The following is a 12,922-nucleotide window of genomic DNA, read 5'->3' on the forward strand; positions in this document are numbered from 1 at the left end:
TTTTTCTTGAAACGCTATTGACAGTGTGTTACCATTACTTTTATACACTTACCACACTATGAAGGAATATATATGAAATGTCCCCTGTGCGGAAGCCTCGATGATAAAGTGCTGGAATCAAGACAGAACATAAGTGGTACCTCTATCAGACGAAGAAGAGAATGTAACTCCTGTGCTTATCGCTTCACTTCGTATGAGAGAATTGAAGAAACACCTCTTATGGTTATCAAATCTGATGGAAGACGACAGCCCTTTGATATAAAGAAGATAGAAAGAGGGTTAAACAGAGCTCTTGAAAAGCGCGCTGTACCTAGTGTCACCATCGAAAACATCCTTAACAAGATTGAAGATGAAGCGGCTATCCTGGGGAAAGCAAGTCATGAAATCCCTTCTATTCAGATTGGAGAAATAGTATTGAAAAAGCTCTATGAACTAGATCGTGTGGCTTACATCCGTTTTGCATCCGTTTATAAAAAATTCAATGATGTGGCTGAATTTGTGAACGAAATTGAAAAGATAGAGGATTAGGAAAAGTATGAAATCACAGTGGAATGAATTTCTTGGGTTTACCCAAGAAGAACTCACGCCGGACTGCCCCATAAAGAAGGTAGTAAAGCGGAATGGTAAAATTGAAGAGTTTGCCATAACAAAGATTGAAAAAGCCATCGAAAAAGCTATTAAAGCAACAATTAAAAAAGAAGACAAAACATTATCAAGCAAATTAACGGGTGAAGTATTAAAAAAACTAACCGACTTCATGAGTTCACGGCATCCTAATTCTGTTCCTGCAATTGAAGAGATTCAGGATATCGTTGAATCAGTCCTTATTGAGCAGAAAGAAGTCGAAATAGCAAAAGCTTATATACTTTACAGAGCGAAACACGCTGTTATTCGTGACACAAAAGCTTTGGTTCTTGACATTAATGAGACCATGGATGGTTACTTAGGACAAACAGATTGGCGGGTCAATGAAAACGCTAACGTCAACTTCAGCTTAGGAGGGCTAATCCTTCATAATTCCGGTGCTATAACGGCTAATTATTGGCTTAAAAATATTTATACACCTGAAATAGCAGAAGCTCATCGTAGTGCAGCATTTCATATTCACGACTTGTCCATGTTTTCAGGATATTGTGCGGGTTGGTCATTAAGACAATTGATAGAGGAAGGACTGGGAGGAGTTCCTGACAAAATCACTTCAAAGCCTGCAAAACACCTATCAACACTAGTTAACCAAATTGTTAACTTTCTTGGTGTTATGCAGAACGAGTGGGCAGGAGCACAGGCTTTATCAAGTTTTGACACTTACTTGGCCCCTTTTGTAAAACAAGACAAACTGAGTAAAGATGAAGTAAAGCAAGCCATGCAATCTTTTGTATTTGGGGTGAATACTCCCTCAAGATGGGGATCACAAGCTCCTTTTACAAACATTACATTAGATTGGATAGTACCTCAGGATCTAAAAGATAAAAATGCCGTTGTTGGTGGAAAAACAATGGAGTTCACTTATGGGGACTGCCAGGCTGAAATGGACCTCATTAATGAACTTTTCATACAGTCCATGTTAGAAGGAGATGCTAATGGTCGAGGATTTGCATATCCCATTCCCACTTATAACATTACTCCTGATTTTGATTGGAATACGGCCAATGCTAAGCTCCTTTTTGAAATGACAGCCAAATACGGAACTCCTTATTTTCAGAACTTCATTAATAGTGATCTAGATCCCAGTGATGTGAGATCCATGTGTTGTCGTTTACAATTAGATAAAAGAGAGTTAAGAAAACGAGGGGGAGGGCTATTTGGATCTGATGAGTTTACAGGAAGTATTGGTGTCGTCACTATTAATCTGCCTAGAATCGGTTATCTTGCCTCCTCTGAGGAAAACTTTTGGCATAGACTAAATCATCTCATGGATTTAGCTGCAGAATCATTAACAATCAAACGTAAGGTAGTAGAACGACTATTGGAAGCAGGACTCTTTCCTTACACAAAACGTTATCTTCAACATCTTAATAACCACTTTAATACCATTGGTTTAACAGGAATGAATGAAGCTCTACTTAATTTTATTGGTAAAGATATTACAACTACAGAAGGTAAGGCTTTTGCTGGAAAAATTCTTGATCATATGCGACAACGTTTAGCAGATTATCAGGAAAAAACTGGCGACCTATTTAACTTAGAGGCAACACCTGCAGAAAGCACAAGTTATCGGTTAGCTCGACATGACAAGATACATTATCCTGACATTATCACCAGTGGAGAAGAAGATCCTTTCTACACAAATTCAAGTCAATTGCCTGTGGATTATACAGAAGATATTTTTGCAGCACTTGATCATCAAGATGATTTACAGACTAAGTATACGGGAGGAACGGTATTCCATGGTTTCTTAGGAGAAGCAATTGATGATTGGGAAATTTGTCAGAAACTTGTTAGAAATATAGCAGAAAATTACAGACTACCCTACTTCACAATATCACCTACTTTTAGTATATGTCCGAAGCATGGCTATATAAAAGGAGAACATTTTCATTGTCCTAAATGTAAAACTGAGGAAGAACAGAACATTCAACAACAAATAACAATTCTTGAAAATAAAAAACGAGAGCTATTAAGCTAAGGGGGAAGCATGACTCAAGTAGAAACAATTGATTCACAAATTGAGGAATTACAATCACAATTAAGTAAGGTAAAAGGGACTCAAACAGAAGTGTATACCAGAATTGTTGGGTACTACCGATGTGTTAATAACTGGAACAAAGGTAAACGAGATGAATTTAACCAACGTGTTACTTTTAAACAAGAAGCTTCTGTATTGAGTAATAGTACACATAGTTATTATGAATATTATTTTAAAGATACCTGTCCAAACTGTCCTCCTGTTAAGAATATACTTGAGTCAGTTGACCTAGAGAGCAGACAGTACAATGTCGAAAGTGATGAGGGGTTTGAAAAGGCTCTAGAAAAGAACATCTTAGCAACACCAACAGCTATTTTCTACAATGAGAATGGTAAGGAATTATTCCGTGCATCAACACCTCAGGCGTTGATGGATAAATTGAACTAAATGGGAATTACATCAGAATCAATACTGGGCTATCTGCAACCATCATCATTCATTGATTATCCTGGGCAAATATCCGCAGTGTTATTTCTACCAGGCTGTAATTTACGTTGTCCGTATTGTCATAATCATGACTTATTAATACGCCCCTATCCAGAGGGGCGTATCACATGGGAAGAACTAAGTAATTTTTTGGATAAACGGAAGAAAGTACTCTCTGGTGTTACAATATCAGGAGGTGAACCTAGCATGTATCCTGATTTAAAAGAACTTATTCATTTAATTAAAGACAAAGGATATCTGGTTAAGCTGGATACAAATGGGTGTTATCCTTCTAAATTAGATAATATCGATGTTGATTATATTGCCCTGGATATAAAAACGACACAACAAAAACAAAAACTCATGGGTCTCAGTGAAAACTATGATTACTATGATCTGCTTCAACAAAGTATAGACAAGATTAAACATCAAAATATCTTTTTAGAAATGCGTTCCGTTATTGTTCCTCCTTTATTGGAGGATGATGATATAAGAGAGTTAATACCCTTTATAAGGCAATCCGATCAATACTACTTTACAAAGTTCAGACCCGGGAAATGCCTATCTAGAGATTACGGAATACATAATGTTCCAAGTGTAGAAATGATGAAAAAGGTTGAGATGATTCTATCAGATTATAACATTTCTTTTAAAATTCGAGCTTAAAAAATCCGCCCCCAAACAGGGACGGTCTTTTACTACTTATTGATCAAGAACTGTCATGACCCTTTCCAGAACTTTCTTTCTATCAAGCGGCTTAACAATATAATTCTTAGCACCGATAACGAGAGATTTTTTAACAAGATCTTGTTTACCAAGTGCAGAAATCATAATAACCTTCGCATCTTTATCGAATTCGATAATCTTTTCCAAAGATGTTACACCATCCATTTTAGGCATAGTTATATCCATTGTGACCAAGTCAACATTAGGATATAGTTCTTTGTATTTTTCTAGTCCTTCTTCACCATCAGCAGCGGTTCCAGCAACTTCAAAGCCTTCTGAAGTTAGAATCTGACCTATTTGCTTCTTTACGAACATGGAATCATCTACTATCAAAACCCTAAAGGGAGAACCATCTGGTCTGCTACCATCAGGAGATTTTGAGTTGATATTAGGGAAATCCACTTTCGTCTTCATATTTGTTCCTCCAAGTACAGTTCTTAAGCGATGAATGCACTCTAGTTACCAGTTTATTGTACTTCAGCTAGTAAATCAAGTACGGAAAATATAAAGTTTTCGAAGCTTTTTGCAATGGAATAAATATTCATTACTCCTTGTATAAGGCTTTGTAAATTATTATTATAGCAACCAAAATGGTATAAATTTTAGGAGAGACAATGAAGAAAACAGAGAGTAAAGCCTCCCTTAATATTAAAGGTATTGAATATACCTACTTCAATATTTCTCAAATTAAGGAAGCTCAAAATCTTCCCTTTAGTTTGAAGATTTTATTGGAAAATGTCCTACGAAAACAAGATGGTACTATTATTACAGAGGAACATGCAACAGAAATAGCTTCTGGAAAGGATAGAACAAAACACCCCTTTGAGATTCCTCACCATCCAGGACGTGTATTAATGCAGGATTTTACTGGTGTTCCTGCGGTAGTCGATTTGGCTGCTATGAGAGATGCGGTCAAAAAAGCTGGAGGCGATCCTCTCAAAATCAACCCTCTTGTACCTGTAGATCTTGTTATTGACCATTCTGTCCAACTTGATCATTACGGAACTCCTGAAGCCTTAGCCCAAAATGTAGAAAAAGAATATGAACGTAATAAAGAAAGATACTCACTCTTAAAATGGGCTCAAAAGAGTTTTGATAATTTTAGGGTTGTCCCACCAAACTCGGGAATCATTCATCAGATCAATCTAGAATACCTTGGTGAAGTAGTCCAGCAAAAAGAGGAAGCCGGTGAAATCATTCTTTACCCAGACAGTCTAGTAGGGACTGATAGTCATTCCACAATGATTAATGGGTTAGGTGTTATGGGATGGGGTGTTGGTGGTATCGAAGCGGAAGCCGTTATTTGCGGACAACCTTACTATATGCTCATACCGGATGTTGTAGGTGTCAAATTAACAGGAAAATTAAAGCCAGGTATTACAGCAACAGATATGGTCCTCACTATTGTACAAATGCTTCGTAAACATGGAGTCGTTGGTAAGTTTGTTGAGTTCATTGGCGAAGGAATGAAAAATTTAGGGGTAACTGATCGAGCGGTTATAGCAAACATGAGTCCAGAATATGGGGCAACAATGGGCTTTTTTCCCGTAGATGAAAATACAATTGATTATCTAAAATTGACAGGTAGAAATGAAAAAGCTTCTATTGTCGAAGCCTATGCAAAAGCTCAGGGAATGTTTTATACAGGGACGAATGACCCTCATTATTCCACCTTGTTAGAATTAGACCTATCAACTGTTGTACCTTCTCTAGCAGGCCCAAGCCGTCCACAGGATCGACTCAACTTTAGTGACACTCAAACAGCCTTAGGTAAAGTTCAAACTGATAAATCTAAAGAACGGGGCGCGATTGAAGTTAGACTAGGAAAAGAGACTGTTCAAATTGATGATGGAACCATTGCCATCGCTTCTATTACCAGTTGTACCAATACTTCCAGTCCAGCGCTTATGATAGGAGCGGGATTGGTAGCAAAGAAAGCCGCCGCAAAAGGATTAAAAGTTCCCTCCTGGGTTAAAACTACTTTAGCACCTGGATCCAGGGTCGTTAAGGATTATCTTGAAAAAGCTGGCCTATTAAGCTCCCTAGAAAATTTAGGGTTCAATATTGCCGCTTTTGGTTGTGCCACCTGTATTGGGAATTCAGGGCCACTACATCCAGCCATAGAAGAAGCAGCATCTACAAATGATATAGCCCTGACTTCTGTACTATCAGGTAACAGAAATTTTGAAGCCCGTATCCATCAATTAGTTAAAGGTAATTTCCTAGCCTCCCCTCCTTTGGTAGTCGCTTACGCTCTAGCTGGTAGAATAACAATTGATTTATCAAAGGAACCTATCTGTAAAACAGCAGAAGGAGAAGATGTCTTCCTAGTAGATATCTGGCCCACTGATGAAGAGATTCAATCCTTAATTGATTCCTCTGTCTCTGGAGAATCATTTAGACAACAATATGAATCCATCTTTGAAGGAGATGAATACTGGCAATCTCTTCAAGTTGAAGAAAGTGAAACTTTCCAATGGGATCCTGATTCCACTTATATTAGAAACCCACCTTTCTTTGAAGGTTTTACTAAAGAAATAACACTCGTTGATTCTATTGAAAAAGCACGGCCCCTACTTCTATTGGGAGATTCAATCACTACAGATCATATCAGTCCTGCAGGAGCAATTCCTAAAGACTACCCAGCTGGACAATATCTGTTATCCCATAAGGTAGATAAAGTAGACTTTAATTCTTACGGGTCCCGTCGTGGTAATCATGAGGTCATGATGAGAGGAACTTTTGGCAATATACGTGTTAAGAATCAGCTTGTGGCTCCTAAGGAAGGAAGTTATACCAAAAAGTTCCCTGAAGACGATGTAGTTTATATCTATGATGGAGCCATGTCCTATAAGGAAGAAGGAACACCACTACTGGTTATGAGTGGCAAAGAATACGGGACAGGTTCTAGTCGTGATTGGGCTGCTAAAGGAACTATCCTATTGGGAGCACGTTTTGTGATTGCCCAATCTTATGAACGTATTCACAGATCAAATCTTGTTGGTATGGGAGTATTACCTTTAGAATTTATTGAAGGACAATCTTGGGAATCCCTTGGTATCAAAGGGGATGAACAATTTAGTATTCATAACTTAAAAACGACTCAACCTGGAGATATACTTACCATTGAAGTCCAACCAAAATCAGGCGATGCTTGGTCATTCAAAGCAAAAAGCCGATTAGATACAATTGTAGATTTAGGTTACTTCCAAAATGGAGGAATCCTCCCTTATGTGATTCGTCAGTTAATATAATGTTAAATAACCCATTAGGTATTTGCCTAGTGGGTTTTCATTAACTTTATTTTCAGTCTTTGTTGCAATCCACTTTTCTTCCCTGCCCACTCATCATCAATCATAGAATACCAGGCTGTATCACGATTACGTCCTTTAATGATCATATGCTTCCTAAATAATCCTTCATAAACAAAACCAAGAGCCTCAGCAGATTTTTTACTGGAAATGTTAATATCATCACACTTCCACACGACTCGTCTATAATGAAGATCATCAAATAAATACTTAAGAAGACATAGAGCGACAGCAGTATTTACTTCTGTATGTTGCACTTTTAAAGAATACCAAATACTACCTATTTCTGCTTCCCCTGTTTTATTATTGATATTTATAAGTGAGACACTTCCCACAACTTCTTGTGAACGTTTAGATAAAACAGTGAATACTACATTTGCTGTATTTTGAAGCTGAGATTCTATATATAGCCTAACATCTTCCTCTGATTTAAAAGGTCCAAAGAACATGTGGTAAAAGAGATTATCATCATTCTGTTCTATTACCCTATATAAGGAATTTGTATCACTTATATCCATTGGAGTTAGAATTATATGCTCATTCTCTAGTATTCTCTTTTCCGGGTATGGGTACATTCCGTAGCTCCTTACTGATTAATAACTGTTTACCTAAAGCAAGCGCGACTTCAATACGAACTTGTTCTTCTGGATCGTTTCTTAGTCTCTTTATTTCCATAATAACATCTTTATCAGAGTCGGTAATCATTTCCGAAAGGGCATAAACAGTAGATCTTCGGACAAGCCATTCTTCATCATTAAGTAGTTGAACCAACTTTGGGATGGCATTTCTTGCAAGGTCTTTTTGGATTGCAAGAGCTAATACAGCACTGTCTCTAATGATCCATTCTTCATTATCCAGATCCAATATTAATTCGTCAACACTACGGGTCTCTATACTACTATCACTTAGTATACCCTTGTCTTCTATTCCACTATTAAACTGAGTGTATAAGACTTCCCAAATAGGGTTAGGAACTCGAATCTTAAGTTTTTCAAGATCAATATCCTTTTTATCAATATTTATTATATAGCGACCAGAGTCAGGTATGTCTCCAAGTTGATAGTCAAAGCCGGTATAGGGACTATAAATATTAAATGCCCAGAAACTCCAATGCCATTGATTACGATTGTATAAAGTAATCAGATCACCTAAGTATTCAGCACAACCATTAATTCTTCTATTACACCAAACTTCACTGGCGATAATACGAAATGGTTCTATTTCATTATCATTAATAAATTGATAAACAGGTGATAATAGTTTATTAAGATCATCAATTGTCCATACTTCTGTTAGGCCTTTCCAATATTGGGGCATAGCATTAGGATAGCTGTATCTCCCTTTATTTCCGTTCTCCAAAGAAGAGAAAGTCCAGGGTCCTGGATTATGAAATGCATATAGGATATTAGGATCCTCTTGTGGTTTAAGAAAAGGCATACCTTTGGGATCTGCCCATAGATAGCCATCAAGTAAAATAGGAGTTTCTGAATCCACCTCTCTAATGGCTTCGATCATCAGAGTATTAAACAAGTTTAAATCCGCAACGGTTCCCTCTGCCCTCTCCAACCATCTTTTAAAACTACCATTAGGTCTATCGAAACCATATGCATAAGCAGCACAAGGTTCATTAATAGGATTATAGGCAACAATCGCGGGATGATCCTTAACAGCACTAGCAAGCTCTTTCCAAAAATCAAATGACTGTCTCCAGTACTTCTCATCTTCCCAAAGTCGAGTATCTGTTTCAACTTCATTAGGATTACCATATCTATGTCCAGGGAGTTCGAACATTGTTAACACTATTGCTATATCATTTTTATAAGCATCATCCAAAATATCCAGCAATAATTCCAGATCATCTCGATTGATTGTCTCAAAATCATCAAGATCGCCTATCAGAAAATCCTTTTCATTTGCAGGTAATAGGTTTGGTCCAAAACGAATGTATTGCAAACCTATTTCTTTTGCTTTATTAAAGTAATCTGGCTCATATCTTTCCATGAAGAAATTCCCACCTTTCTTCTGCTCCAACCAGAATCCAATCTTTCCTGAAGTATTGTTGCCAGATAGAGCTTTCTGATTCTGATGTAAAGTTATTTTATCTGGTGCTTTTTGAAGTGTTGCTGAACATCCAATAAGGAATACCATTATCAAAGATATAATAGTTTTTCTCATTTTTACCCCGATTTTATAAATATGACATTTTATTATAAGTAGTTATAAGTGAAAATCACAGCTCTCCAAAAGACATTCTTCATATTTTCAAAATACCTTTAGAGATTGGAAAGACAAAAATTTTACAGTCTCTTCTACTTCCCTATAAAACACCTGAATCATATTTCTTTTTGATTCTCTAAATGAGATTAATAATTCATCGATTAAATATATACGGAAATCATAATAATCACTGTGTCTTGAATCAATGCTTTTTAATAGAAAAAGGATTTCTAGCATTCTATATAATTTTGATCTTAGGGAATAATTACTCATTTCTAATGTTTTAGATATTATTTTAGAATCCTGTATCTCCTCTACAGATTCAAAGATAAAATAATTACCACGTTTAACATATTCATCATCTGTTCTGTTATATATATGTATTTGTCCTAGAGTTCTTTCTTCCTGGATATATGTGATGGAACCATCTTGTTTGACAAATATCCTATCAATGGACAAGTCTAGTGGTAATTGGATTCTGGGTTCCAGATAATAGTTGTCTTTATTTATAAGATAACCTTCATTATCTATATGTAATGCTCCATCACGGGAATAAAGAAAATGAGTTGAATTTGAATCAGAATAACAAAAAAAGCCATTTCCATTTATAGCACAATCCAATGCTACTCCTGTGTAACGTAAAGTAGCTTGTAGATCTATATCAGCAAAGTTATCCTTGTAACCATTTTCAGAAATAAAAGATAAATCTTCCACATGTAATTGGTATTCATGCTGATATTTTGATATTTCATTTTTGTTACACCCTATAACTAAAAGAAGAAAAAGAGGTGATGCTATAATCCACACAACTTGTTTCAAATGTGATCTCCCAATGAAATAAAAACTTTTACAAATATTGGTAATATTCTTAAGACTGGAGTACAGTGAAAACATATCTCTTGTTAGACAATTTTCTGTTGAGGAGAAAAGAATTGAAGAACCTTCTCCATTTTTACTGTTCCAATCATGTTCTTTTTACATGTCTCACGTTTCCTTTAAAACTCCTGATATCATCCCTAATATTATTTGGTAATTTGTATCAACTGGGTTGTCCCCATTAAGTTCTATAGTACTACATGATAAATCTTCTAACCAAGTTTTCTGTTGATATCTACTTCTGACATCCATGCCACCGGTTTCATATCGATCTGCCCACTCCATAAATTGTAAAAAATCTTTATATCGATGTCCTTTGGGAGAGATCTCATCTCCATAGCGTTTAACTTCTCTTTCCCGTAGTCGTTTTAAACGGATTTCATTTGTAACTGAAATAAATATAACTAAATCAAACAATGGAATTATGGGATTCCCCCAATCTATTACAGCTCCCGATAAGATCCAATTATCGTAGTAATATAGTTCTTTTTTTAACAAGTTAAGACGTACATCCCTTGGATTAGTTTCTGTATATTTTGTTTTCCAGAAAAAATCATCAGAATCTAAGTGTTTATGAGGGAGTTTTTTACATAATTTTTCGGCTAATGTTGTTGTGCCTGATCCAGAAGCGCCAAAAATATGAATATGTTTGTACTTGATATTCTCTTCCAATATATCACTCCAGTTTTGATTTCTTATTGTAACTAATATTCTTGATATACCCAAAGAAGGTATTCCATGCTAAAGGAAATTCACTCTCTAGGAAACTTTGTTTCTAATAGATCAAATGCACCATTAATCTTACTTTCAATTTCCTTCATTTTGTATACAATAGTTGATAAAAAACTTCCAGCTTCTACAACTCTATAATGAGCCCATTCTTCAGTTAAATCGATTCTCTTGATTTCACACCTATCAGACCTCAGCTCTTACTATATAATATTATTGTAAATTGCACAGAGACTATGTTCTAACGCCTTTCTCTTTAGATTTTTGAATTATATCCGCAAAAAACCATCTGTATTCATTTTCTTTATGCCAAGGTCACCTAGATGTTCATATCCTAGTTCCTTTAATTCCTGCGTTATCTTATGAAAGCGGGCCATATTCTCAATTAAAATATCTATATCTATTATTTGTTCAGTATAACCCTATTCATTTCAAACCCTTTACCACTTTTTCCTTAAATGGGATGCCTTTTTTAATAAAAAAACCACATATCACTTATAATGTTGAACATATAGCTTCATCGATATATGTTTTCCTTGCCCGGCTAATAAGTAAATCATAATCTTTTTATCAACTTACAGTTTTCACTCTACCAAGGAGATCACAGAGAGTTTCTACTTCTCTCTTAGAGAGAGCCGCGAATAATTTATCCTCAATGGCAAAAACAATACCATCTGCTTCTTTTAATAAAGCTAATCCTCTAGGAGTAAGTTCAATTTTTTGTATTCGTCCGTGAGTCTCCGAATCAAACCATTTTATGAGTCCATTTTCTTCGAGCTTGTTTACAATCAAAATTATAGTTTGAGGGGATACGAAACATTTTCTGGCAACTTCAGCATTTGATATACCAGGGAAATTCATCAATAACACTTAAACTAGAATATTGAGACGTTGTTAAGCCAATCGTTTTTAGCTCCCTATCCATATGATTTCTTATTTCCTGTTGCACTACTTTTAGTAAATATCCAGCATGGTGACAACAATTAACGGATTAGACTTTTTTTCCCTACAAGTTTTTGATTTAGATAAGTCCAAAGAATTTTATACAGAAGTTATTGGGTTTGACACTATACCACAGAGTCCACCCCAAGTCCCTTTGGATTAACCTTTCAGTTCAAAGATATCAATGGTTATACACTAACAGTCCATGACAAAGCTTAAGTTATATTGAATTACTAAATCTTATAGAGTCTGTATTACCTCTTAGAGATACCGTCCCTCTAGCCTAATCTGTAACATTCAAAGTCATGCTAGATTTCAAGTGTTTTATCAGAGCTATAGGAATACAACATAATAGTTCCTACCATAGCGGAAACCAGATAATTTCAAATCAATGATGTTATTAAACTTCCCTTCTATCTTACCCACTCACCAAATCCTAGAATAAATAAGTAAATCGACAAAACCTTTATTTCCCCAATATTCTGGTAATAGGTCATATCCGAGACAAGCACGCTTATGATATGAGTTTATTAGGTACAATCCACAGGTTCCTATAATCGTACCCGATTTGGATATAGTAAAACGCACTTGTTTCTTTTCCTGATAGAAATTTAACCAACGCTGGATATGCTTTTCAGCTTGGCTAATCTCAGTGAAGGGTTCGAGGTCATAATATTTACAAACCTGTTCTGATTCTATTATATTCATTTTCCTATTATAGGCATAATGTTAATATTCTTTCATCTTATTTATATTGACCGATTTCCTCTTAAATGTAAGGAATGCTTTCTGTTATTAAAAAGGAAATCGGTATAGCAATAGATTATTTATTGAAAACATAAACACTAACTTTTTCTCGTCATTGCCCCAAGTTCGTCCCCCTATGGCCCTGTCATCTTATGATGTAGTAACAGAACAACCTTTCGTCAGTTTCTAATTATAGATCTAACATATTACTAAAGAGGAATAAGAACAATTTAACTGCATATGTTGGAGGTGATTTGCTTTA

At 35.7% G+C, this 12,922-nt stretch carries 13 protein-coding genes; 6 read left to right on the forward strand and 7 right to left on the reverse strand.

The features are described 5' to 3' along the window. Positions 1-72 precede the first annotated feature (72 nt). From nrdR to K345_RS19800, 4 genes are read left to right on the forward strand one after another with little or no spacing between them, the layout of a single operon-like run. Positions 73-528 (forward strand): transcriptional regulator NrdR, encoded by a 456-nt coding sequence (gene nrdR / locus K345_RS0104880; RefSeq protein WP_028973224.1) that lies wholly within the window; start codon positions 73-75, stop codon positions 526-528. A gap of 7 nt (positions 529-535) precedes the next feature. Continuing rightward, a complete protein-coding gene (locus K345_RS0104885; RefSeq protein WP_083963637.1) occupies positions 536-2,626 on the forward strand; it encodes a ribonucleoside triphosphate reductase in 2,091 nt (696 codons plus the stop codon). Between the two features lie 9 nt (positions 2,627-2,635). After that, the gene (gene nrdD / locus K345_RS0104890) at positions 2,636-3,073 is read left to right on the forward strand and encodes an anaerobic ribonucleoside-triphosphate reductase (RefSeq protein WP_028973226.1); all 438 of its coding nucleotides are present in this window, start codon (positions 2,636-2,638) and stop codon (positions 3,071-3,073) included. Beyond that, complete coding sequence (locus tag K345_RS19800) at positions 3,074-3,778, forward strand: anaerobic ribonucleoside-triphosphate reductase activating protein (RefSeq protein ID WP_053228077.1); 705 nt, start codon at positions 3,074-3,076, stop codon at positions 3,776-3,778. It begins immediately after the preceding gene. Between the two features lie 36 nt (positions 3,779-3,814). On the opposite strand, the gene K345_RS0104900 is transcribed toward K345_RS19800, so the two are convergent. Continuing rightward, positions 3,815-4,252 (reverse strand): response regulator, encoded by a 438-nt coding sequence (locus tag K345_RS0104900; protein WP_028973227.1) that lies wholly within the window; start codon positions 4,250-4,252, stop codon positions 3,815-3,817. Positions 4,253-4,452: 200 nt separating this feature from the next. Here K345_RS0104900 and acnA point away from each other — a divergent pair, with 200 nt between their 5' ends. Beyond that, complete coding sequence (acnA, locus tag K345_RS0104905; protein ID WP_028973228.1) at positions 4,453-7,092, forward strand: aconitate hydratase AcnA; 2,640 nt, start codon at positions 4,453-4,455, stop codon at positions 7,090-7,092. Between the two features lie 26 nt (positions 7,093-7,118). On the opposite strand, the gene K345_RS19805 is transcribed toward acnA, so the two are convergent. The 5 genes from K345_RS19805 to K345_RS19815 all read right to left on the reverse strand — a co-directional run bounded on the left by K345_RS19805 (position 7,119) and on the right by K345_RS19815 (position 11,832). Beyond that, a complete protein-coding gene (locus tag K345_RS19805) occupies positions 7,119-7,724 on the reverse strand; it encodes a GNAT family N-acetyltransferase (protein ID WP_053228078.1) in 606 nt (201 codons plus the stop codon). Then, positions 7,687-9,324 (reverse strand): cellulase family glycosylhydrolase, encoded by a 1,638-nt coding sequence (locus K345_RS19810; RefSeq protein WP_037571331.1) that lies wholly within the window; start codon positions 9,322-9,324, stop codon positions 7,687-7,689. Before K345_RS19810 ends, K345_RS19805 begins: the two co-directional genes overlap by 38 nt. A gap of 87 nt (positions 9,325-9,411) precedes the next feature. After that, a complete protein-coding gene (locus K345_RS0104920; RefSeq protein ID WP_028973229.1) occupies positions 9,412-10,185 on the reverse strand; it encodes a flagellar hook-basal body protein in 774 nt (257 codons plus the stop codon). A gap of 165 nt (positions 10,186-10,350) precedes the next feature. Next, the gene (locus K345_RS0104925; protein WP_053228079.1) at positions 10,351-10,914 is read right to left on the reverse strand and encodes a P-loop NTPase family protein; all 564 of its coding nucleotides are present in this window, start codon (positions 10,912-10,914) and stop codon (positions 10,351-10,353) included. 627 nt (positions 10,915-11,541) lie between these two features. Further along, positions 11,542-11,832 carry a MarR family winged helix-turn-helix transcriptional regulator gene (locus tag K345_RS19815; RefSeq protein ID WP_053228080.1) on the reverse strand — a complete coding sequence of 97 codons (291 nt, stop codon included), beginning with the start codon at positions 11,830-11,832 and terminating at the stop codon, positions 11,542-11,544. A gap of 109 nt (positions 11,833-11,941) precedes the next feature. Here K345_RS19815 and K345_RS23785 point away from each other — a divergent pair, with 109 nt between their 5' ends. Continuing rightward, the gene (locus K345_RS23785; RefSeq protein WP_425423279.1) at positions 11,942-12,076 is read left to right on the forward strand and encodes a VOC family protein; all 135 of its coding nucleotides are present in this window, start codon (positions 11,942-11,944) and stop codon (positions 12,074-12,076) included. Positions 12,077-12,339: 263 nt separating this feature from the next. On the opposite strand, the gene K345_RS19820 is transcribed toward K345_RS23785, so the two are convergent. Further along, a complete protein-coding gene (locus K345_RS19820) occupies positions 12,340-12,621 on the reverse strand; it encodes a GNAT family N-acetyltransferase (protein ID WP_053228081.1) in 282 nt (93 codons plus the stop codon). Between the last annotated feature and the right edge of the window lie 301 nt (positions 12,622-12,922).

This window comes from Spirochaeta cellobiosiphila DSM 17781 (assembly GCF_000426705.1).
GTDB lineage: Bacteria > Spirochaetota > Spirochaetia > DSM-17781 > DSM-17781 > Spirochaeta_E > Spirochaeta_E cellobiosiphila.